The 22,332-nt window shown below is 75.4% G+C and carries 21 protein-coding genes; 15 read left to right on the forward strand and 6 right to left on the reverse strand.

The genetic code is table 11. The features are described from left to right. The first annotated feature begins 164 nt into the window (after positions 1-164). The 5 genes from ACFV1L_RS21685 to ACFV1L_RS21705 all read left to right on the forward strand — a co-directional run bounded on the left by ACFV1L_RS21685 (position 165) and on the right by ACFV1L_RS21705 (position 7,141). Positions 165-1,742, forward strand: a complete 1,578-nt coding sequence (locus ACFV1L_RS21685; protein ID WP_380368072.1) for an AMP-binding protein — start codon at positions 165-167, stop codon at positions 1,740-1,742. Positions 1,743-1,793: 51 nt separating this feature from the next. Next, positions 1,794-2,429, forward strand: coding sequence for a TetR/AcrR family transcriptional regulator (locus ACFV1L_RS21690; RefSeq protein WP_380368074.1), 636 nt, complete (start codon positions 1,794-1,796; stop codon positions 2,427-2,429). A gap of 120 nt (positions 2,430-2,549) precedes the next feature. Beyond that, on the forward strand, positions 2,550-5,075 hold the full coding sequence (locus ACFV1L_RS21695; RefSeq protein ID WP_380368076.1) for a SpoIIE family protein phosphatase: 2,526 nt from the start codon (positions 2,550-2,552) through the stop codon (positions 5,073-5,075). A gap of 101 nt (positions 5,076-5,176) precedes the next feature. After that, positions 5,177-5,635, forward strand: coding sequence for a hypothetical protein (locus tag ACFV1L_RS21700; RefSeq protein WP_380368078.1), 459 nt, complete (start codon positions 5,177-5,179; stop codon positions 5,633-5,635). A gap of 105 nt (positions 5,636-5,740) precedes the next feature. Then, entirely contained in the window at positions 5,741-7,141 is a 1,401-nt protein-coding gene (locus tag ACFV1L_RS21705) for an MFS transporter (protein WP_380368079.1), read from the forward strand. Between the two features lie 24 nt (positions 7,142-7,165). Here ACFV1L_RS21705 and ACFV1L_RS21710 read toward each other — a convergent pair whose 3' ends face one another. The 6 genes from ACFV1L_RS21710 to ACFV1L_RS21735 form a co-directional block, all read right to left on the reverse strand. Then, positions 7,166-7,732 (reverse strand): hypothetical protein, encoded by a 567-nt coding sequence (locus ACFV1L_RS21710; protein WP_380368080.1) that lies wholly within the window; start codon positions 7,730-7,732, stop codon positions 7,166-7,168. Continuing rightward, the gene (locus tag ACFV1L_RS21715) at positions 7,729-9,126 is read right to left on the reverse strand and encodes a hypothetical protein (protein ID WP_380368082.1); all 1,398 of its coding nucleotides are present in this window, start codon (positions 9,124-9,126) and stop codon (positions 7,729-7,731) included. The genes ACFV1L_RS21710 and ACFV1L_RS21715 overlap by 4 nt, the downstream gene beginning before the upstream one ends. Further along, positions 9,123-9,929: an ABC transporter ATP-binding protein gene (locus ACFV1L_RS21720; RefSeq protein WP_380368084.1), complete on the reverse strand. Its 807-nt coding sequence runs from the start codon at positions 9,927-9,929 to the stop codon at positions 9,123-9,125. The genes ACFV1L_RS21715 and ACFV1L_RS21720 overlap by 4 nt, the downstream gene beginning before the upstream one ends. 22 nt (positions 9,930-9,951) lie before the next feature. Continuing rightward, entirely contained in the window at positions 9,952-10,773 is an 822-nt protein-coding gene (locus ACFV1L_RS21725; RefSeq protein ID WP_380368086.1) for a zf-HC2 domain-containing protein, read from the reverse strand. Further along, on the reverse strand, positions 10,770-11,330 hold the full coding sequence (locus ACFV1L_RS21730) for an RNA polymerase sigma factor (protein ID WP_380368087.1): 561 nt from the start codon (positions 11,328-11,330) through the stop codon (positions 10,770-10,772). The genes ACFV1L_RS21725 and ACFV1L_RS21730 overlap by 4 nt, the downstream gene beginning before the upstream one ends. 156 nt (positions 11,331-11,486) lie before the next feature. Next, positions 11,487-13,157 (reverse strand): FAD-dependent oxidoreductase, encoded by a 1,671-nt coding sequence (locus ACFV1L_RS21735; RefSeq protein WP_380368089.1) that lies wholly within the window; start codon positions 13,155-13,157, stop codon positions 11,487-11,489. A 234-nt stretch (positions 13,158-13,391) separates the two neighbouring features. Here ACFV1L_RS21735 and ACFV1L_RS21740 point away from each other — a divergent pair, with 234 nt between their 5' ends. The 10 genes from ACFV1L_RS21740 to ACFV1L_RS21785 are packed head-to-tail and all read left to right on the forward strand — an operon-like array spanning position 13,392 to position 22,291. Further along, entirely contained in the window at positions 13,392-14,534 is a 1,143-nt protein-coding gene (locus ACFV1L_RS21740; protein WP_380368090.1) for a SchA/CurD-like domain-containing protein, read from the forward strand. A gap of 58 nt (positions 14,535-14,592) precedes the next feature. Further along, positions 14,593-15,024, forward strand: a complete 432-nt coding sequence (locus ACFV1L_RS21745) for a cupin domain-containing protein (protein ID WP_380368092.1) — start codon at positions 14,593-14,595, stop codon at positions 15,022-15,024. Continuing rightward, on the forward strand, positions 15,021-16,286 hold the full coding sequence (locus ACFV1L_RS21750; protein ID WP_380368094.1) for a beta-ketoacyl-[acyl-carrier-protein] synthase family protein: 1,266 nt from the start codon (positions 15,021-15,023) through the stop codon (positions 16,284-16,286). Before ACFV1L_RS21745 ends, ACFV1L_RS21750 begins: the two co-directional genes overlap by 4 nt. Beyond that, positions 16,283-17,512, forward strand: a complete 1,230-nt coding sequence (locus ACFV1L_RS21755) for a beta-ketoacyl synthase N-terminal-like domain-containing protein (RefSeq protein ID WP_380368096.1) — start codon at positions 16,283-16,285, stop codon at positions 17,510-17,512. The genes ACFV1L_RS21750 and ACFV1L_RS21755 overlap by 4 nt, the downstream gene beginning before the upstream one ends. A gap of 11 nt (positions 17,513-17,523) precedes the next feature. Further along, positions 17,524-17,778, forward strand: a complete 255-nt coding sequence (locus tag ACFV1L_RS21760; protein WP_380368097.1) for an acyl carrier protein — start codon at positions 17,524-17,526, stop codon at positions 17,776-17,778. Between the two features lies 1 nt (position 17,779). Beyond that, complete coding sequence (locus tag ACFV1L_RS21765) at positions 17,780-18,238, forward strand: SRPBCC family protein (protein ID WP_380368099.1); 459 nt, start codon at positions 17,780-17,782, stop codon at positions 18,236-18,238. 5 nt (positions 18,239-18,243) lie between these two features. Beyond that, positions 18,244-18,564 carry a TcmI family type II polyketide cyclase gene (locus tag ACFV1L_RS21770; RefSeq protein ID WP_380368111.1) on the forward strand — a complete coding sequence of 107 codons (321 nt, stop codon included), beginning with the start codon at positions 18,244-18,246 and terminating at the stop codon, positions 18,562-18,564. A 41-nt stretch (positions 18,565-18,605) separates the two neighbouring features. Next, entirely contained in the window at positions 18,606-20,288 is a 1,683-nt protein-coding gene (accD, locus tag ACFV1L_RS21775) for an acetyl-CoA carboxylase, carboxyltransferase subunit beta (RefSeq protein WP_380368101.1), read from the forward strand. Continuing rightward, the gene (locus ACFV1L_RS21780) at positions 20,285-20,911 is read left to right on the forward strand and encodes an acetyl-CoA carboxylase biotin carboxyl carrier protein (protein ID WP_380368102.1); all 627 of its coding nucleotides are present in this window, start codon (positions 20,285-20,287) and stop codon (positions 20,909-20,911) included. The genes accD and ACFV1L_RS21780 overlap by 4 nt, the downstream gene beginning before the upstream one ends. Positions 20,912-20,920: 9 nt before the next feature. Further along, positions 20,921-22,291, forward strand: a complete 1,371-nt coding sequence (locus tag ACFV1L_RS21785; RefSeq protein ID WP_380368104.1) for an acetyl/propionyl/methylcrotonyl-CoA carboxylase subunit alpha — start codon at positions 20,921-20,923, stop codon at positions 22,289-22,291. Positions 22,292-22,332 lie beyond the last annotated feature (41 nt).

The following is a 22,332-nucleotide window of genomic DNA, read 5'->3' on the forward strand; positions in this document are numbered from 1 at the left end:
CCGCGCCCCTCCCGGGCCGGGCAGCCTGGGCCAGCGGCACGCACCACCGAGCCACAGCAGCGCACAACCGCACCACCGACCGGCAACAGCACAGCGCAGCCGCACCGCGAAGGAACAAGTCCAGCGCCACCACCCCGACCGCCGAGCCCGCCCCGGAGGCCCGCATGGTGTTCCACAGCGACTACCCGACCGTCGCCCCGCTCGACCGGCCCATCCACGACGCCGTCCTCGGCGACTGCGCCACCGGCGAGCACGCCGACCGCCCCGCCCTGGTCGACGCCCTCACCGGACGGACCGTCAGCTACCGCGAACTGGACGCGGGCAGCCGCCGGATCGCCGCCGGCCTGGCCGCGGCAGGCGTCGGCAAGGGCGAGGTGGTGGCCCTGTTCAGCCCCAACTCGGTCGCCTACCCGCTGGCGTTCTACGGCACCACCCGCACCGGCGCCACCGTCACCCCGGTCAGCTCGCTCGCCACCGCCGGCGAACTCGCCGGCCAGCTCCGCGACTCCGGCGCCCGCTGGATCATCACCGTCGCCGCGTTCCTGCCGGTCGCGCTGGAGGCCGCCGCCGGACACCCGGTCGTCGAGGTCTTCGTCTGCGACCGGGCCGACGGCCACCGCTCGCTGACCGACCTCGCCGCCACCGACGCCCCCGAACCCGAACCCGACCTCGACCCGGCCACCGACCTCGCCGTGCTGCCGTACTCCAGCGGCACCACCGGCCTGCCCAAGGGCGTGATGCTCACCCACCGGTCGGTCTCCACCAACCTCGCCCAGGTCGACGCCCTGCTGAAGACCACCCCCGGCGAACGCGTCCTGGCGGTCCTCCCGTTCTTCCACATCTACGGCCTCACCGCCCTGCTCAACCGCCCGCTGCGGGCCCGCTCCACCGTCGTCGTGCTGCCCCGCTTCGACCTGGAGCAGTTCCTGACGGCCATTCAGGACCACCGCATCGAGGCCGTGTACGTGGCCCCGCCGATCGCCCTCGCCCTCGCCAAGCACCCCCTGGTGGACCGCTTCGACCTGTCCTCGGTCCGCTACGTGATCAGTGCCGCCGCCCCGCTGGACGCCGGACTCGCCGCCGCCTGCGCCCGCCGCCTCGGCCTGCCGCACCTGCTCCAGGGCTACGGCATGACCGAACTCTCCCCGGTCACCCACGTCGTCCCGCCGCACGAGCCCCACCCGCCCGTCGGCACCGTCGGCCGCCTCGTCCCCGGCACCGAACTGCGGGTGCTCTCCTTCGACGAGCCGCGCCGCGACCTCGGCCCCGGCGAGGACGGCGAACTGCTGTTCCGCGGCCCCCAGGTGATGAAGGGCTACTTCGGCCGCGACTCCGAGACCGCCGCCACCATCGACCCCGACGGCTGGCTGCACACCGGCGACGTCGGCCACGTCGACCAGGACGGCTACCTGTACGTCGTCGACCGGGTCAAGGAGCTCATCAAGTACAAGGGCTACCAGGTCGCCCCCGCCGAACTCGAGGCCCTACTGCTCACCCACCCGTCCATCGCCGACGCCGCCGTGATCGGCGTCACCGACGCCGACGGCACCGAACGCCCCAAGGCGTACGTGGTGCCCGCCTTCGGCTGCGAACTCGCCGAGCAGGAGGTCATCGAGTACGTGGCCCGCCGGGTCGCCCCCTACAAGAAGGTGCGCGAGGTGGAGTTCCTGGACGCCGTCCCGAAGTCCGCCAGCGGCAAGATCCTGCGCCGCGAACTGCGGGCCCGCGCCGCGAGCCGCTGAGCGTCTGCGAGGATCGGACCGCGCAGACCGCCCAGCGAGCAGGAGCCGCCGATGACGACCAGCACCCCCGCCGCCCGCGCCCCCCAGCAGGACCGCAGCCGCGCCACCCGCCGCCGGCTGCTGGAGGCGGCGGTGGAGTGCCTGGCCGACGTCGGCTGGAACGGCTCCACCGTCGCCGTGGTCGCGGAACGGGCCGGCGTCACCCGCGGCGCCGCCCAGCACCACTTCCGCACCCGCGAGGACCTGTTCACCGCCGCCGTCGAACACGTCGCCGCCGAACGCCTCGCCGCCGTCCTGGCCCACGTCCGGGAACTGCCGCCGCCCGGGCCGGAACGCACCGAGGCGGTCGTCGAGATGATCGTCCGGCTCTACACCGGCCCGCTGTTCCGGGCCGCCCTGCACCTGTGGGTCGCCGCCGCCACCGAGGAGCCGCTGCGCGAGCGCATCGTCAGCCTGGAGAACCACGTCGGCCGGGAGGCCCACCGCGCCGCGGTCGGCTGCCTCGGCGCCGACGAGAGCGCCGCCGGCGTCCGCGAGACCGTCCAGGCGACGCTGGACCTCGCCCGCGGCCTCGGGCTGGCGAACCTGCTCACCGACGACGGGCCGCGCCGGGCCGGCATCGTCCGCCAGTGGTCCCGGCTGCTGGACGCCGCCCTCGCCGGGGGAGGCGCCCCCGCAGCGCCCTGACCGGCGACGACCACCGGCAGATCACCGTCTTCCCCTTGCCCCGAAAGGCCCGCATCGAGGACACTCTCACCTTCGGTCACATCGCCCGCACGACCACCAGTCGCAGGCGCGCGACGGGCCATGCAGTCTGGTGGAAGCCGGAACGACCGGCAGAACCGGGGAAGGTACCGGGCAGGTGGCCAACTGAGCACGCACGGATTCGAACACACGCCCGGCCGGGACGCGGCGGGCGCCGCTTCCGCGCGCCTGGCCGGGCACCGCCTGGTCCCGCTGGCCACCGCGCTGGTCCAGGACGACGGCCGCATCCTGCACTGGAGCGAGGAGGCCGAGGCCCTCACCGGCTGGACCGCCCGGGAGGCCCTCGGCGAGCACCCCGCCCGGCTGCTGCTGGCCGACGACGGCGTGGACGCCGGAGAGCGACTGCTCGACAAGCTCCTCGCCGGCCGCGGCTGGTCCGGCACCCATCCGGTCCGCCGACGCGACGGCTCCACCGCCGAACTGGAGTTCCACACCTACCCCGTCGCCGGGCCCGACGGCCGCACCCTGCTGCTGGTCACCGCCTCCGACGTGCACGCCCTGCGCCAGGTCGAATCCGACCTGGCCGTCTTCGACGGCTTCTTCAACCAGTCGCCGATCGGCCTCGCCGTCTACGACACCGACCTGCGCTTCGTCCGCCTCAACGAGGCCCTCGCCCGGATCAACGGCCTCACCGTCGAACAGCACCTCGGCCGGCGGATCACCACCGTGCTGCCCGGCATCAACGCCGCCGAGATCGAAGCCGTCATGCGGCAGGTGCTCACCACCGGCAAACCCGTCGTGGACGCCCGCTCGCACGGCCGCGTCCCCGGCGACCCGCGCCGCGACCGGGCCTGGTCCGCGTCCTACTTCCGGCTGGAGGACTCCACCGGCCAGGTGCTCGGCGTCTCCTCCTCCATCATCGACGTCACCGAACGCTTCCAGGCCGAGGCCCGCGCCGCCCGCGCCCAGGAGCGCCTCGCCCTGCTCGCCTCCGCCAGCGCCCGCATCGGCACCACCCTCGACCTGCAGCGCACCGCCGAGGAACTGGTCGAGGCCGTCATCCCCCGGTTCGCCGACTTCGCCACCGTCGACCTGCTCGAACCCGTCGTCCGCGGCGAGGAGCCCGCCCCCATCCAGCCCGGCAAGCCCGTCCAGGTCCGCGCCCTCGCCGTCGGAGAGGCCTACGGCTCCAGCCTGACCGGCGCCGCCGACCAGGTCGGCGGCACCACCGAGTACGGCGCCGAACGCACCTACACCCAGTGCCTGCGCAGCGGCCGCCCGCTGCTCAAACCGCACGTCGACGAGGAGGTGCTGCGCGGCATCGTCCCCAGCGAGGACCGGGTCGCCCCCGGCATCGCCGCCGGCATCCACTCCTACCTGCTGCTGCCGCTGATCGCCCGCGGCATGGTGCTCGGCGGCGCCGAGTTCATCCGCACCCGCAACCCCGACCCGTTCAGCGCCGCCGACGTCTCGCTCGCCGAGGAGCTCGTCGCCCGCACCGCCCTCGCCATCGACAACGCCCGGCTCTACCGGCGCGAACGCGAGACCGCCCTCACCCTCCAGCGCAGCCTGCTCCCGCAGGAGATCCACCGCACCCTGGGCCTGGAGATCGCCCACCGCTACCTGCCGTCCAGCGTGGTCAGCGAAGTCGGCGGCGACTGGTTCGACGTGGTCCCGCTGTCCTGCGGACGGGTCGCCCTGGTGGTCGGCGACGTGATGGGCCACGGCATCCGGGCCGCCGCCACCATGGGCCAGCTGCGCACCGTCGCCCGCACCCTGGCCACCCTCGACCTGCCGCCCGAACAGGTCCTCGGCCGCCTCGACGAGACCGCGTCCGCGATCGGCGACGGCCAGTTCGCCACCTGCGTGTGCGCCGTCTACGACCCCGTCGACCGCAGCGTGGTGATCGCCTCCGCCGGCCACCTCCCACCCGTCCGGGTCGACCCCGACGGCACCGCCCACGTCATGCACCTGCCGCCCGGCGTCCCGCTCGGCATCGGCGGCGGCGCCTTCGAGTCCACCGAGTTCACCCTGCCCGCCGGCTCCACCTTCGCCCTCTACACCGACGGCCTCGTCGAACGCCGCGGCCGCGACATCGACGAAGGCATCGACCTGCTCGCCCGCACCCTCGCCGCCCCCGGCCGCACCCTGGAGGAGAGCTGCGACGCCGCCCTCTCCGCCCTCGTCACCGACGGCACCGAGGACGACATCGCGATGATCATGGCCCGGGTGCTCCCGGTGCCGGCCGACCGCATCGCCACCCTGCTGCTCCCCAACGAGGGCCCGCTGCCCGCCCGCGCCCGCCGCTTCACCCGCGCCACCCTCGACAGCTGGGGCCTGTCCACCCTCACCGACTACGCCGAACTCGTGGTCAGCGAACTCGTCACCAACGCCCTGCTGCACGCCGACGCCCCCCGCCGGCTGCGACTGTTCCGCGACCGCACCCTCACCCTGGAGGTCTCCGACGCCGGCGGCCAGCCGCCCCGGCTGCGCAGCTCCGCCGAGGAGGACGAGGGCGGCCGCGGCATCCACCTGGTCAGCGAACTCGCCCACCGCTGGGGCACCCGCCCCACCAAGCACGGCAAGGTCGTCTGGGCCGAGATCGAACTGCCCTACCGGCCCGGGTGACACCCCCGCGGCAGCGACACCCGCACGGCGGCGACCGCTCGCCCGGGCAGCGGGGCTGACGGACAGTCGGAGAAACCTCCCCCGTCCGAAAGGGCCCCGCCGTGCAGCTCCACCTCCCCGCCGCCCTGACCGCGCTCGCCCTGGGCCTGGCCCTCGCGCCCGCCGCCGCGGCCGACAGCGACCCCGACCCGGCCGACGCCCCCACCGTCATCGCGATCAGCGGCATGGCCATCGACCCGAAGATCCCCAGCCGGGTCGAGGTCGACCTGACCTACACCTGCGCCCCCGGCGACGGCCCCCTCGCCCTCACCACCTCCGTCGAGCAGACCGACCCCGACGACCCCGCCACCATCGCCTTCGGCTCCACCCGCACCGACCCCGGCCAGGTGGTCTGCGACGGCACCGAACAGACCCGGACCGTGACCGTCCAGTCCAAGACCAGCAACTGGCTCACCGACGTCGACGCCGTCGCGATCACCACCCTCGCCGACCTCACCGGCACCCCGCCCGCCTTCGCCGACGCCCGGCAGCTCGTCCTCGACCTGCCCTCCGACGACTGACCGGAGACCCGGCGTCAGCCGACCGGCCGTCAACCCCGGCGCGCCGCCCGCCCGGCGCCCTCCCCGCCGCCCAGACTGGGACGCCGGACGGAAGGACGGCAACGAATGCCCGAGGTCACGACAGCCGGCGGCGCGGCCACCGAGGTGCGCCGCTGGCGGGCGCTCGCGGTCTGCCTGGTCGCCGGGTTCATGACGCTGCTCGACGTGTCGATCGTCAACGTCGCGCTGCCGTCCGTCCGCACCGGCCTGCACATGTCGGAAGCCGGCCTCCAGTGGGTGCTGTCCGGCTACTCGCTGGCGTTCGGACTCGTGCTGGTCCCCGCCGGACGGCTCGGCGACGCGGTCGGCCGCCGCCCCGTCTTCCTCACCGGACTCGCCCTGTTCACCGCCACCAGCGCACTCGCCGGCGCCGCCCAGGACGAGGCCTGGCTGGTGATCGCCCGGCTGCTCCAGGGCATGTCCGGCGGACTCCTCGTCCCGCAGGTCTCCGGCTTCATCCAGCAGCTGTTCCGCGGCGGCGAACGCGCCCGCGCGTTCGGCCTGCTCGGCACCACCATCGGCTTCTCCACCGCCGTCGGCCCGCTGCTCGGCGGCCTGCTGATCGCCGCGTTCGGCGCCGAGGAGGGCTGGCGATGGGTGTTCTACGTCAACCTGCCGATCGGCCTGGCCGCCCTCCCGTTCGCCCACCGCCTGCTGCCCGCCCCCACCCCCGACACCTGCGACCGCCGCGACTTCGACCCGGTCGGCGTCCTGCTGCTCGGCGCCGGCACCGTCCTGCTCCTCCTCCCGCTGGTCCAGGCCCAGTGGCACGACGCCCGCAAATGGCTGCTGCTGGCCGGCTCCGCGCTGGTGCTCACCGCGTTCGCCGCCTGGGAGCACCGCTACGCGCGCGACCGCGAACCCCTGGTCCACCCCGAGCTGTTCCGCACCCGCTCGTTCACCGCCGGCTCGCTGGTCTCCCTGCTGTACTTCGCCGGCTTCACCGCGGTCTTCTTCGTCTTCACGCTCTACCTGCAGTCCGGCCGCGGCTACAGCGCCCTGTACGCGGGCCTCGCCATCACGCCGTTCGCGCTCGCCTCGGCGGTCGCCTCCACCATCGGCGGACGCATCGTGGTCCGCTACGGCCGGCGGCTGATCGCCTTCGGCCTCGCCACCGTCGCCGTCGGCCTGGCCCTCGCCGCGCTCGCCGTCCACCTCTTCAACGGCCCGTTCGTCGGCTGGGCCACCGTCCTGCCGCTCCTGCTGGCCGGCCTCGGCAGCGGCCTGGTGGTCTCCCCGAACCAGGCCCTCACCCTCGCCGAAGTCCCCGTCGCCCGCGCCGGCAGCGCCGGCGGCGTCCTCCAGACCGCCCAGCGGATCGGCTCCGCCGCCGGCATCGCCACCGTCGGCGCGACCTTCTTCGGCCACCTCCGCACCCCCGCCGACTACCCGGGCGCGTTCCAGCTCAGCCTGGCCGTGGTGATCGGCTTCGTCCTCCTCGCCCTGCTGGCGGCGGTCCGGCCCTGAGCCGGCGGGCCGGGCTCCCGGCGTTCACGGCCGCGGGCCCGCCGCCGCGTACAGCGTCGTGCCGGCCAGCAGCAGCACCCCCGCCGTCAGCGCGGCCGCCCCGGTCCCGGCGGGCTGCACCAGCCAGCCGACCACCTCGCCCGGGCGGCCGGGCAGCGGCGGCGCGAACAACGTGACGGCGAGCCAGGTCGTCGGCAGCGTCCAGGCGTACGTCGCGCCCCAGCAGGCGGCGCCGAGGGCGGCGAGGCCCGCGAGGCCCGCGCTGTCGCGGGCGACCACCGGCCAGGGGGCCGGCTGCGGGCCGGCGGCCCGGGCGGCGAGCAGGGCCGCCGCCGCGGCGGCGGCGAGCAGCAGCACGTGGGCGGCGCGGCGCGGCGCCCAGCGGATCGCCGCCGCGCGGTCGAGCACGACGTCCGGGCCGCCGAGGCCGACCGTCGCGGCCGCCACGTTGCCGGTGAGGACCAGCGCGGCGAGCGGCAGGTCCGTCCGGCCGCGGCCGGCCAGCGCCCACACCGCCAGCGCGGTCAGCGCCAGCACGGCCGCCGACAGCGGCACCCGCCGCGAGCGGGCGTACAGCAGGAGCCCGGTCACCGCGTCACCGTTCCCGCCAGGACCGGAAGCAGACGGCCGGTCGAGCAGCTCAGCGCGGCGTCGTGGACGGCCGCGATCCGGGCCCGCTGCTCCGCCGCGGGAGCCGCCGCGAACGCCGTCCAGGCGGCCTCCGCGTCCGCCCAGGTCTGCCGCTCGTAGGCGGCGGCGCCCGGCGCTTCGAGAGGGGTCAGGGCGCGGTCGCCGAGCGCCCAGGAGGCGGCGATGCTCTGCTCGGCGACGTCCTCGATCGAGCCGCCCTCGCGGTCGCTGCGGGCCCGGCAGGTCGGGACGAGGCCCTGGGCGACCAGGGCACGGGTCAGGCCGTCGCCGTGGGCGTCCGCGAACTGGCGCTCGTCGAAGTCGACCAGCACCGCCTCGGCGGTGACCGGCCGGGGATCGCCCAGCGCGCGCGGCGCGGTGTCCTCGCGGACGGAGCGCGGGGCCCGCTCGCCGAGCGCCTCGCGCAGGACGCGCAGCGCGTCGCCGCCGCGGGCGGCGAGTTCGGGCAGGCGGGCGCCGTGCGCGGCGGTCACGCACACCGCGCCGTCGCAGCGCGGCCCGGCGGCCGCCCGGTCCAGGACGTACGTGTCGCGCGGCGAGGCGGGCAGGACCGCCAGGGCGAGGGCCGCGCCGGCCAGCACCGGAACCAGCGCCAGCAGCCGGGCCCGGCGGCCCGTGGCGGTCAGCAGGGCGAAGCCGGTGCCGGCCAGGCCGAGCAGCCACAGCGACTGGCCGAGGTGGACGGAGCCGGCCAGGGTGAGCAGCACCTCGCGGGGATCGGCGGTCACCGGGGACAGCAGCGCCACCCGGTTCGGCGCGACGCTGCCCGGCAGCGCACCGTCGGTGACGGACCGCAGCAGACCCGTCGTCAGCAGCGCGAGCACGACCAACGCGGGCGGGGTCAGCACCGACGGCACGGCCCGGGCCACGCCCATGCCGAACAGCCCGCCCGCCGCCAGGGCGAGCGCCGCGACCAGCGAGATCGGCAGCCAGCCGAGGCCCGGCAGCGCCGTGCCGCGGGCAGCCACCTGCACCCCGCCGACGGCCACCACCAGGCCGAAGCCGACGACCAGCGTCCCGGCCGTCGCGGCGGCGGGCAGCGCGGCCCGCCGCCAGGCGGGGCGGGGCACGCTGCCGAGCAGTTCGGCCGTCCCGGAGCGGGCGTCGCGCAGGCCGTACAGGGCGCCGGCGCCGACCACCAGCGGCCACCAGAAGCCCAGCAGCCACCGGGTCCACAGCGCCATGGACGTCCACTGCGCCGTCCAGCCGGCCGTGCCGCGCCACCAGATGCCGTCGATCGCGAACAGGACGGCCAGCGAGCCGCCGAGCACCAGCAGCCCGGGCCACGGGGCGGCCGAGCGCCGAAGTTCGGTGCGCAGGACACGCGCGTTCACCAGGTGCCTCCTTGCTGCTCACGGTGGCGGAGCAGCGCCGAGTAGCCGCGCTCCAGCGGGCTGTCGCCCGGGTGTTCGGGGCCGCCGGCGGCGGCCAGGTCGTCGGGGGAGCCCTGGAAGACGAGCCGGCCGTCGGCGAACAGCACCACGTCGGTGCAGGCGGCGGCGACGTCCTCCACCAGGTGGGTGGAGACCACGACGCAGGCGTCCCGGCCGAGGTCCTGCAGCAGTTCGCGGAAGCGCAGCCGCTGGGCCGGGTCGAGCCCGGCGGTGGGCTCGTCGAGCAGCAGCAGGTCGGGGTCGTTGACGATGGCCTGCGCGATGCCGGCCCGCCGCACCATGCCGCCGGAGAGCGTCTTCATCCGGTGGTCGGCGCGGTCCGCCAGGCCGACCCGTTCGATCGCGCGTTGGACGGCGTCGGCGGCCCCTGCCTTCGGGACCTCCTTCAACCAGGCCATGTACTCGACGAATTCACGGACCGTGAAGCGCCGGTAGTAGCCGAAGTCCTGCGGCAGGTAGCCGATCCGGCGGCGCAGCGCCCGCAGGTCGCCGCCGCCGGCGGCGGTGCCCAGCAGTTCGAGTTCGCCGCCGGCCGGGCGCAGCACGGTGGCCAGCGAGCGGATCAGGGTGGTCTTGCCCGCCCCGTTGGGGCCGAGCAGGCCGTGGGCGCCGGTGCCCAGGGTCAGGTCGAGGCCGTCGACGGCCAGTTTCCGGCGTCCGGCGCGGACGCTCAGGCCCGCGGCCCGGATCTGCCAGGCGTAGGACGTGGGCGCGACGGCGGCCGCGCTGATGGCGCGTGGCATGCGGAGCTTTCCTTTCGGACGGTCAGACGCGGGGCGCCGGGTAGGCGCGGCGCCGGACGAGGACGGTGGCGGCGGTGAGCGCGAGCAGCAGCGCCCAGCCGGGCAGTTGCGCGGGCCGCAGGACGAACGGCAGCCGGCCGGTGGCCCAGACGGGTGCGGCGACGGCGGCCGCCCAGACGGCGACCAGCACGGCGGAGGCCCGGCCGACGCCGATCACGCTGCCCAGGGCGAGCGCGCCGGAGGTGAACGCCAGCGAGGGCAGCAGCCACTGCGCGGCGGTCATCGCCCCGGTCAGCGGGCCGGCGGCCAGCAGCACCGGCAGCACCGCGGCCAGCGCGCCGGCGGCGCGCCGCAGCAGCAGCGGCAGCCCGGCCCGGGGGGTGGCGGCGGCCGCCTCGTGCAGCGGGTCGAGGCCCGGCGACCAGGCGGCGGCGGCCGCGCACAGCGGCAGCACGGGGGCCACCAGCAGCAGCGGCGACACCTCCCCGAACAGGTCCGGCGGCCCGGCGGAGTCCAGCAGCAGCGCCAGCAGCGCCACGGTGACGGCGGTCAGCAGCCACGGCGTCAGGGCCGGCGCCGCCCAGGCCGGCGTCCACCGCGGCCGGCGCCGCCGTGCGGGGGCCGGCGCCGCCGCGTCGAGCCGGGGCCGCAGCGCGGCGTGGACGGAGTCGACCAGCGCCGCGGTGCCGGGAGCGGCGGCGGGCAGGGCCGCGGCGAGCAGGTCCCGGCAGCGGGCGCAGTTCTCCAGGTGGGCCTCCAGCGCCCAGACGGTGTCCGCGGGCAGGCCGTCGCCGCCGCGCAGGTAGTCGCCGATCAGCCCGGCCGATGCGTGTTCCGCGCTCATGCCAGTTCCTCCCGCATCGCGATCCGGGCCCGCCGGGCACGGGTCTTGACCGTGCCTTCGGGCAGTCTGAGCAGCACGGCGGTCTCCCGGACGGACAGCCCGTCGAGGACGGTGGCCTGCAGCACCTCGCGCAGTTCGGGGGCCAGGCGGCGCAGTGCGTTCCCGACGTCGCCGCCGACGGTGCCGGCCAGCGCCTCGTCCTCGGCGGCCGGAACCGTCGTCGACTGCGCGGCGGCGGCAGGCGGTTCGGCGTGGTGGGCGCGGCGGCGGAAGGCGTCGACCAGGCGGCGGGCGGCGATCGTCCAGAGCCAGCCGACGGCGCTGCCGCCCACCGCGCTGCCCGCGAACGCGCCGGCGGCGCGCCACACCGCGAGGAAGGTCTCCTGCATGACCTCGGCGACGATCTGCTCGTCGGCGCAGCGGCGGCGCAGCCGCACCGCCAGCCACGGGGCGGTGCGGCGGTACAGCTCGTCGAACGCCCCGCGGTCGCCCTTGGCGACCAGGCGGAGCAGACGTTCCTCGTCCAGCTCGTCCAGTGCTCTCCTGCGTGCTCTCACACCTGCCAGACGCGAGCGCCTGCGCGCAGGTTCTCCACGGGGAGTGATCCACGTCACATCGTCCGTGGGTGCGACCGGGGGCGCGGGGAACTGCGCGCCGCGATCCTTCCGACGGGTGCCTTCCGCTTCGCGCAGTCCCCGCGCCCCTGACTGCGTTCAGGCCAGGCCGGCCACCCCGCGCACGCCCACCAGCAGCGCCGCGGCCGGATCGCCGACGGCCCCGGTGGCGCGCCAGCCGACGAAGCCGTCCGGGCGGACCAGGGCCGCGCCGCCGGGGTGCAGGCCGTACGCCTCCGGCCAGGTGGTGGGGGAGACCGGGCCGGCGGGGCGGGCGCCCCAGGGGATGTCGGCGGGCGGCTCCGGCAGCAGGTCGCCGCCGTCGCCGACCAGCAGGCAGCGCAGCGGCACGCCGGTCCGCTCGGCGACCAGCCGGACGGCGGCCGGCCAGTGGCCGCCGCCCTCGGCGGGGGCGAGCAGCAGTGGCCCGCCGTCGAACAGGTCGAGGGTGGACAGCCGCGTCCCGGCGGCGTCGCGCAGCCACAGGTGCGGGGCGCGGGTGCCGGGCTCGCCGGTGGCCGCGAACCGCTCGGGGACGACGCCCGCGGTGGCGTCCGCGCCGACCAGCGCCCCCTCCGGGTAGCGGTAGCCGAGCGCCACCGCCAGCACGTTGGTGCGCGGTCCGACGGTCGGCGCCGCGTCGAAGCCGGGGTGCTGGTGCTCGACGGAGCGGGCCGCGGCCCGGGCCGCGGTCTGCACGGCGACCGGCCGGCGCTCGCTCTCGTAGCTCTCCAGCAGCCGGGGCCCGCCCCAGCCGGCCAGCACCGCGGCGAGCTTCCAGGCCAGGTTGTGGGCGTCCTGGATGCCGGTGTTCGAGCCGAACGCGCCGGTCGGCGGCATCTCGTGCGCGGCGTCCCCGACCAGGAACACCCGGCCCGCGCCGTACCGGTCCGCGACCCGCTCGGCGGCGTGCCAGGGCGCCCGGCCGGTGATCTCCACCTCCAGGTCGGGCACCCCGGCGGCGGCCCGGATGTGCGCGGTGCAGCGCAGGTCGGTGAAGTCCTCGACGCTCTCGCCGCGCTCCGGGTGCCAGGGCAGGTGGAACACCCACTGCTCGCGGTTGTCGACCGGCAGCAGCGCCCCCGCCCCGGCCGGGTCGGTCAGGTAGCAGGCGATGAACCGCCGGTCGCCCACCACGTCCGCGAGGCGCTTGGCCCGGAAGGTGACGCTGACGTTGTGGAACAGGTCGCCGCGCCCGGACTGCCCGATGCCGAGCCGCTCCCGGACGGGGCTGCGCGGACCGTCCGCGGCGACCAGGTAGTCGGCGCGCACCTCGCGCTCCTCGCCGGTGGCCCGGTCCAGCAGACGCGCCGTCACCCCGTCGGCGTCCTGCTCGAAGAAGGTCAGCTCGGTGTTGAAGCGGAGGTCGCCGCGCCGGGCGGCGTGCCGCAGCAGCACCGGCTCCAGGTCGTTCTGGCTGCACAGGCACCACGAGGACGGGCTGAATCTGGCCAGCCCCCCGCCGGGGTCGATCTCCCGGAACAGCCACTCCTGCTCGCCGCCGGACAGCGTCTCGGCCTGCAGGATGCCGTGGTTCTCGGCGAGCACCGACGCCGCCGCCCGGATGTCCTCCTCCACGCCCGCGGTGCGGAACAGCTCCATGGTGCGGAGGTTGTTGCCGCGCCCGCGCGGATGCCGGGAGGTCTCGGCGTGCCGCTCCACCAGCAGGTGCGGCACGCCGAGCCGCCCGAGGAAGAGGGACGCCGACAGCCCCACCAGGGAACCGCCCACCACCAGGACCGGAACCCGGTCCGCCATCTGTGTGTTCATCAGCTCTGCTCCATCCGTGCGGGGCGCTGGATACGCCGGACCCTCCATCCATCCCCCGCCGCCGCCGGACACGCAGGGTGCGTCGCCCGGATGGCCGTGAACTCTCGCGCCCGCCCCGCGCCCCCGTGACGATCGAGTGCGAACCACGCCCCGCCCCGCCGACCCGAACGGCCCCTGAGGCCGCCCGACTTGTCGGCCGCGGGCCCCAGCGAACCAACGACAGGATCCGCCGCCATGACCCTGCTCTCCCCGACCGAGGAGACCACCACCGGCCGGCCCGCCGCGGGCCGGCTTCGCGTCATCCTGATGCTCGACGTCCACGACGGCGCCCAGGACCGCTTCCTGGACGCCTACGAACTGCTGCGCTACCAGGTGTCCGCCGTCCCCGGCCACGTCAGCGACCAGCTCTGCCAGTCGATCGACGACCCGTCCCGGTGGCTGATCACCAGCGAGTGGGAGAGCGCCGAACCGTTCCTCGCCTGGGTCGACAGCGACGCCCACCGCCAAATGGTCAAGCCCATGCACGGCTGCGTCCGCGACACCCACTCGCTGCGCTACACCGTGCTGCGCGAGACCCGCGGCGACCGCGCCACCGACAGCCCCGCCTCCCCGCTGGCCCCCGGCCAGCACCACCCGGGCGTGCCGATGGCCCCCCGCCCCGGCCCGGACGGCGTGGTGCGGCACGCGCTCAGCTTCACCGTCAAGCCCGGCGCCGAGGCCAAGGCCGCCGAACTGCTCGCCGGCTACCGCTCCCCGCAGGCCCGCGTCGACGACACCACCCGCCTGCTGCGCACCTCGCTGTTCATGCGCGGCAACCGGATCGTGCGCTGCGTCGAAGTGGCCGGCGACCTGGTCGCCGCCCTGCGGCACGTCGCCCGGCAGCCCGAGGTGCGGGCCGTCGAGGAGGCCATCAACCCGTACCTGGAGGAGGACCGCGACCTGGACGACCCGCTGTCCGCCCGCGACTTCTTCCAGCGCGCCGCCCTGCCCGCCGTCCACCACCACGCCGCCCTGAAGGCCGGCCAGGTGCAGCGGCACGCCTACCTGTACCCCGTCCGCCCCGGCTGCGGCGCGGCACTCGCCGAACTGCTGTCCGGCGAGGACGAGCACGCCGCCGCCGACCCCGGCTCGCCGCTGGTGCGCGCCACCGTCTACCGGCACGAGGACCTGGTGGTCCGGCTGGTCGACCTGCTCACCGACCCGGCGAGCGACCCCGCCACCGCGCTCGGCGTGGCCGGCCCGCGCGCCGCCGCCGTCCTCGGCAAGCTCGCCGCCATCCCCGCCGAGCACCCCGTGCCCAGCACCGACGGCCTGCACCACCTGCTCGCCGAGTGCGCGATGACCCCGGTCACCGACCGCAGCTCGGCCGACGCCTGAGCCACCCGAACGCATCCGACCCAACGAACCCGACCCCACGCCGGAGAGGAAGTCCACCGTGACCACCGAGATGCCACGAGTCGTCCACGTCGACGACGCGCCCCCGAACCGCAAGCGCGGCGGCGACCTGCGGGCCATGCTCACCCCGACGGCGGTGGGCGCCACCAGCGGATTCATGGGGGTGGCCATCGTCGAACCCGGAGAGCGGATCGGCGAGCACTACCACCCGTACTCCGAGGAGTTCGTGTTCGTGATCTCCGGCGAACTCGAGGTCGACCTGGACGGCAAGACCCAGCCGCTGGGCCCCGACCAGGGCCTGATGATCCCGATCGGGATGCGGCACCGGTTCCGCAACACCGGCCCCGGCCAGGCCCGGATGGTCTTCCACCTCGGCCCGCTCGCGCCCCGCCCCGAACTCGGCCACGTCGACACCGAGGAGCAGAGCACCGCCGAGCCGGGGCCGCCGGAACCGGCCGGGGCGGCATCGTGAACCGCCGGGTCGCGGTGACCGGCATCGGCGTGGTCGCCCCCGGCGGCATCGGCGTCCCGCAGTTCTGGCGACTGCTCACCGACGGCCGCACCGCCACCCGCGGCATCACCCTGTTCGACCCCGAGGGCTTCCGCTCCCGGATCGCCGCCGAATGCGACTTCGACCCCGCCGCGCACGGCCTCACCGCCGACGAGACCGCCCGCAACGACCGCTACGTGCAGTTCGCGCTGGTCGCCGCCGACGAAGCGGTCGCCGACGCCGGCCTCGACCCCGCGAGCGAGGACCCCTGGCGGGTCGGCGTCTCGCTCGGCACCGCGGTCGGCGGCACCACCCGCCTCGAACACGACTACGTGCTGGTCAGCAGCCGCGGCGACCACTGGGCCGTCGACCACCGGCCCGCCGAACCGCACCTGGAGCGGGCGTTCTCCCCGTCCACGCTGGCCTCCGCGGTCGCCGAACGGATCGGCGCCCACGGGCCGGTGCAGACCGTCTCCACCGGCTGCACCTCCGGCCTGGACGCCGTCGGCTACGCCGCCCTCGCCATCGAGGAGGGCCGCGCCGACGTGATCGTCGCCGGAGCCTGCGACTCGCCGATCTCCCCGATCACCGTCGCCTGCTTCGACGCCATCAAGGCCACCTCCGCCCGCAACGACGACCCCGCACACGCCTCCCGCCCCTTCGACGCGAGCCGCGACGGCTTCGTGCTCGGCGAGGGCGGCGCCGTCGTCGTCCTGGAGGAGTGGGAGCACGCCCGGCGCCGCGGCGCCCGCGTCTACGCCGAACTCGGCGGCTTCGCCACCTTCGGCAACGCCTACCACATGACCGGACTCACCCAGGAGGGCGTGGAGATGTCCGAAGCCATCGACCGCGCCCTCGCCCACGCGAAACTCCCCGGCGACGCCGTCGACTACGTCAACGCGCACGGCTCCGGCACCAAGCAGAACGACCGCCACGAGACCGCCGCCGTCAAACGCTCCCTCGGCGCGCACGCCCGGCGCACCCCGATGAGCTCCATCAAATCCATGGTCGGGCACTCCCTCGGCGCGATCGGCGCCATCGAACTGGTCGCCTGCACCCTCGCCCTGCACCACGGCGTGGTCCCGCCGACCGCCAACTACACCGAACGCGACCCCGAGTGCGACCTCGACTACGTCCCCCGCACCGCCCGCGACATGCCGCTGCGCCACGTGCTGTCGGTCGGCAGCGGCTTCGGCGGCTTCCAGTCCGCAGTGGTGCTGAGCAGAGCGGAGACGGCCGCATGAACACCACCCGCAGCGCGGTGATCACCGGCGTCGGCGTGGTCTCCCCGCACGGCATCGGCGCCGACGACTACTGGAAGGCGCTCTGCCAGGGCCGCTCCGCGCTCGCCCCGATCGACCGCGAGGGCTGCGAACACCTCCCGCTGCGCATCGCCGGCCTGGTGCGCGGCTTCGACGCCGAGGCGTACGTCGAGGCGCGCTACCTGGTGCAGACCGACCGGTTCACCCACTTCGCGATGGCCGCCGCCGAACTCGCCATGGCCGACGCCGACCTGACGCCCCACCCCGACGACCCGTTCCAGGTCGCCGTGGTCACCGCGGCGGGCTCCGGCGGCGGCGAGTTCGGCCAGCGCGAACTCCAGCACCTGTGGGCGGAAGGACCCCACCACGTCGGCCCCTACCAGTCCATCGCCTGGTTCTACGCGGCCTCCACCGGCCAGATCTCCATCCGCGGCGGCTTCAAGGGCCCCTGCGGCGTCGTCGCCTCCGACGAGGCCGGCGGCCTGGACGCCCTCGCGCACGCCGCCCGCGCCGTCGGCCGCGGCACCGACGCCGTGCTGGCCGGCGCCGCCGAAGCCCCCATCGCCCCGTACTCGATGGTCTGCCAGCTGGGCTACCCCGGACTGTCCACCACCGACGACCCCGACCGCGCCTACCGGCCGTTCGGCACCGACGCGGCCGGCTTCGTGCCCGCCGAGGGCGGGGCCATGTTCGTCGTCGAGGACGCCGAGACCGCCCGCCGGCGCGGTGCCCGCGCCCGGGCCCTGATCGCCGGACACACCGCCACCTTCACCGGCGCCGCCCGCTGGGCCGACAGCCGCGAAGGACTCGCCCACGCCGTCCGCGGCGCCCTCGCCGAGGCGCACTGCGCCCCCGACGAGGTCGACGTGGTCTTCGCCGACGGCCTCGGCGTCCCCGAGGCCGACCGGGCCGAAGCCCTCGCCCTGGCCGACGCGCTCGGCGACCACGCCGAACGCGTCCCCGTCACCGCCCCCAAGGCCGGCCTCGGCCGCGCCCACTGCGGCGCCCCCGCGCTCGACGTGGCCGCCGCCGTGCTCGCCCTCGAACAGGGCCTGGTCCCGCCCACCCCGCACACCGAGGACTGCCCGTACGGGCTCGACCTGGTCATCGGCCACCCCCGGCCCGTCGAACTGCGCACCGCCCTGGTGCTCAGCCGCGGCCTGATGGGCTCCAACACCGCCCTGCTGCTTCGCCGGGCCCGAACCTGAAGGAGTAGACCGTGAACCCCGAGATCAGCTACGAGGAACTCGCCACCCTGATCAAGACCCGGGCCGGCGTCCAGGTCAGCGTCGACCAGCTGGCCGACCCCGGCTGCATGTTCCTCGACCTCGGCGTCGACTCGCTCGGCGTCCTCGGCGTCCTCGCCGACCTGGAGAACCGCTACGGCGTCTCCATCGACTCCTCCGACCTGCTCGGCCGGCCCGTCGCCGAGTTCCTGCAGACCGTCAACTCCACCGTGAAGGCTGGTGCCTGAGATGCCCGGACACACCGACAACACGATCGTCATCAACGCCCCCCTCGATCTGGTCTGGGACATCACCAACGACCTGGAGCAGTGGCCGCAGCTGTTCAGCGAGTACGCCTCCGTCGAGATCCTCGACCGGCAGGGCCAACTCGTCCGGTTCCGGCTCACCATGCACCCCGACGAGAACGGCCAGGTGTGGAGCTGGGTCTCCGAGCGCGAGGCCGACCGCGACAAGCTGGCCGTCCGGGCCCGCCGGGTCGAACCCGGCCCGTTCGAGTTCATGGAGATCCGCTGGGAGTACGAGGAGGTGCCGCAGGGCACCAGCATGCGCTGGATCCAGGACTTCGCGATGAAGCCCACCGCGCCCGTCGACGACCTCCAGATGACCGACCGGATCAACCAGAACTCCAAGGTCCAGATGGAACTGATCCGCGCCAAGGTCGAACACCGCGCCGGAGGGGCCCGGTGAACGACCTGCACCGCACCCTGATCGTCGCCCGCATGAAGCCCGGCACCGCCGACCACATCGCCGGCGTCTTCGCCGACTCCGACCGCGGCGCCCTGCCCGGCCTGATCGGCGTCCGCGGCCGCAGCCTGTTCCAGTTCGGCGACGTCTACCTGCACCTGATCGAATCCGAGCGCCCCGCCGGCCCCGAAGTCGCCAAGTACGCCGAGCACCCCGAGTTCCGCGACGTCAGCGAACGGCTCGCCGTCTACGTCGACGCCTACGACCCGGCGACCTGGCGCAGCCCCAAGGACGCCATGGCGCACGAGTTCTACCGCTGGGACCGCTGAACCCGCCACCACCTGTCCAGCACAGGGAAGGGAGAGCCGCCGTGGCCGAACAGAGCGAGACGGCCGACTGGGTGCGCTGCGCGGGATGCGCCGCCCTGGTCTACGGCAAACGCTTCGCACGCGCCCTGCAGGTGTGCCCCGAATGCGGGCACCACGGGCGGCTCACCGCCCAGCAGCGGCTCGCCCAACTCCTCGACCCGGGCACCGCCGAACCCATCGGAGCGGTGCCCGCCGTGCACGACCCGCTGCGCTTCGTCGACAGCCGCACCTACCAGGACCGCCTCGACGAGGCGCGCGCCGACACCGGCCTCACCGAAGCCGTGTTGTGCGCCGCGGGACAGATCGAGGGCCAGCCCTGCGTCGCCGCCGTCATGGACTTCCGCTTCCTCGGCGGCAGCCTCGGCGTCGCCGTCGGCGCGCTCATCACGAACGCCGCCCGCGTCGCCCTGGAACGCCGCGCCCCGCTCGTCCTGGTCACCGCCAGCGGCGGCGCCCGGATGCAGGAAGGCGTGCTGTCGCTCATGCAGATGGCCAAGACCGCGCAGGCCATGGCCGAACTCGACGAAGCCGGCATCCTCACCGTCTCGGTGATCACCGACCCCACCTACGGCGGCGTCGCCGCCTCCTTCGCCACCCTCGCCGACGTCATCCTCGCCGAACCCGGCGCCCGGATGGGCTTCGCCGGACCCCGCGTCATCGAACAGACCACCGGGGAGAAACTCCCCGAAGGCTTCCAGACCGCCGAGTTCCTGCTCGCCCACGGCCTGGTCGACGACGTGGTGCCCCGGGTCGGCCTGCGCCCCGTCCTCGGCCGGCTGCTCGGGCTGCGGCCCCCCAGCCGGCCCCGCCCCCCGGGCGACCCCGCCGCCATCCTGCGCGCCGCCGACGAACTCGTCGACCGCGACCCCTGGCAGAACGTCCGCCTCGCCCGCCACCCCGAACGGCCCACCACCCTCGACTACATCCGCCGCCTGGTCGACGACTTCCAGGAACTCCACGGCGACCGGCTCACCGAGGACTGCCCCGCCATCATCGCCGGCACCGGCCACCTGGCCGGCACCCCCGTCGTCCTGATCGGCCACCACAAGGGCGGACCCGACCTCGGCGAACGCCGGCGCCGCCGGTTCGGCATGGCCCGGCCCTCCGGCTACCGCAAAGCCGCCCGGCTGATGCGCCTCGCCGCGAAACTCCGGCTGCCCGTGGTCACCCTGATCGACACCCCCGGGGCCAACCCGGGACCGGAGGCCGAGATCGGCGGACAGGCCGCCGCCATCGCCGAGAACCTGCGGCTGATGGCCCGCCTGCCCGTCCCCGTCGTCGCCGTGCTGATCGGCGAGGGCGGCAGCGGCGGCGCCCTCGCGCTCGCCGTCGCCGACCGCGTCCTGGTCAGCGCCAACGGCATCTACTCGGTGATCAGCCCCGAAGGCTGCGCCGCCATCCTGTGGAAGGACCCCCAGGCCGCACCCGCCGCCGCCGCCTCGCTGCGCCTGCACCCCGGCGACCTGCTCAGCCTCGGCGTGGTGGACGGCATCGTCCCCGAACCGCCCGAAGGAGCCCACCAGGACCACGCCGCCGCGGCCGACCTGCTGGAGGCCGCCGTCACCGAGGCCCTGCACGAACTGATCCCCTGGGACCCGGACCGGCTGCGCGCCGCACGCCGGGCCCGCTTCCACCGCTACGGAACCGACCTCGGGCCCGCCGCGGCAGATTGGAGCCAGCCATGACCGTCGAGGTGAAACACCAGCCGCAACGCGGACGGATCGCCCGCACCGGCGACGGACCCACCGGCCCCGACCACGCCGCCGGCGCCGACCACGCGACGGGGCCGGAGCACGCCGCGGCGCCCGAGCAGGCCGCAGCACCGGAGCACGGCGGCGGGCCCGAGCAGGGCGGCGGTCCGGGGCAGGGCGCCGACCTCGGCGAGCTGTGCCGCAGCGTCGCCGAACTCGTCCGGGCCGGCACCCGGCCGCCCCGCCGGATCCGGCTCGAACACCTCGGCACCGCCGTCGAGGTCGAATGGGACACCGCCCCCGCGACGCCCGCCGGACCCGCCACGCCCGGCCGGACCGCGGCCGCCGAGCCGTCGCCGGAGGAACCCGAAGACCCCCACCGCTACGTCTGCGCCCCGATGGTCGGCACCTTCTACCACGCGCCCGAACCGGGCGCGCCGCCGTTCATCTCGGTCGGCGACACCGTCACCCCGGGCCAGCCGATCGGCATCCTCGAAGTGATGAAGATGATGAGCCCCGTCGAGGCCGACGTCGCCGGCCGGGTGGTGGAGATCCTGGCCCCCGACGGCACCGCCGTGGAGTTCCAGCAGCGGCTGATCGCCATCGAACCCGCGTAAGGGGACCGCATGTTCACCACCGTGCTGATCGCCAACCGCGGCGAGATCGCGCTGCGGATCGCCCGCACCTGCCGGGAGATGGGCCTGCGCACCGTCGCCGTGTACTCCACCGCCGACCGCGACTCGGCGGTGGTCCGCTTCGCGGACCGGGCCGTCCACCTCGGGCCGGCCGGCGCGCGGGCCAGCTACCTGCACATCCCGTCCATCGTCGAAGCCGCCCGGCTCACCGGTGCCGAAGCCGTCCACCCCGGCTACGGATTCCTCTCCGAGGACCCCGACTTCGCCGAGATCTGCCAGGCCAACGGCCTCACCTTCATCGGCCCGCCCCCGCACGTCATGGAACAGCTGGGCGACAAGTCCGTGGCCCGGCGGATGATGGCCGAGGCCGGACTGCCCGTCCTGCCCGGCTCCGTCGGCGCGGTCCGCAGCCCCGGCGAGGCCCGCGAGACCGCCGCCCGCACCGGGTACCCCGTCATCCTCAAGGCCGTCGCCGGCGGCGGCGGACGCGGCATGGCCGTCGTCCGGGAGCCCGCCGACATGGCCACCGCCTTCCAGGAGACCCGCGCCCACGCCCGCGCCGTCTTCGGCGACGAACGGCTCTACCTGGAACGCTACGTCGACGGCGCCCGGCACATCGAGGTCCAGGTGCTCTGCGACACCCACGGCAACGCCGTCCACCTCGCCGAGCGCGACTGCTCCGTGCAGCGCCGCCACCAGAAGCTCATCGAGGAATCCCCGGCCCCCAACCTGCCCGACCCGCTGCGCCGCGACATCTGCGCCGCCGCCGTCCGCGGCGCCCTCGCCGTCGGCTACGTCGGCGCCGCCACGTTCGAATTCGTGCTGGCCCCCGACGGCTCGTTCTACCTGATGGAGGTCAACTGCCGCCTCCAGGTCGAACACCCAGTCACCGAGATGGTCACCGGCATCGACCTGGTCCGCGAACAGCTCACCATCGCCGCCGGCGAACCGCTGACGCTCCGCCAGGACGCCGTCAAACCGCGCGGTGTGGCCGTCGAGGCCCGGATCAACGCCGAGGACCCCGACCGCGGCTTCCTGCCCACCCCCGGACGGCTCACCGAATTCTTCCCGCCCGGCGGCCCGTTCGTCCGGGTCGACACGCACGCCTACCCCGGCTGGCCGATCGGCCCCGACTACGACTCGCTGCTCGCCAAGACCATCGCCTGGGCCCCCGACCGCGACCAGGCCGTCGCCCGGCTCGACCGGGCCCTCGCCGAATTCTGCATCGAGGGCCCCGGCGTGTGCACCACCACCGGCTACCTGCGCCGCACCCTCGCCGACCCGCGCTTCCGGGCCGGCCGGCACACCACCGGCCTGGTCGCCGAGATGGCCGCGGAGGCCGCCGCCCTCGCCGCACGGTAGCGGCCGCCGCAAGAAGCCGCCCGCACCCCTCGGGGTGCGGG

Source organism: Kitasatospora sp. NPDC059646 (genome assembly GCF_042734615.1).
Taxonomy (GTDB): Bacteria; Actinomycetota; Actinomycetes; order Streptomycetales; family Streptomycetaceae; genus Kitasatospora.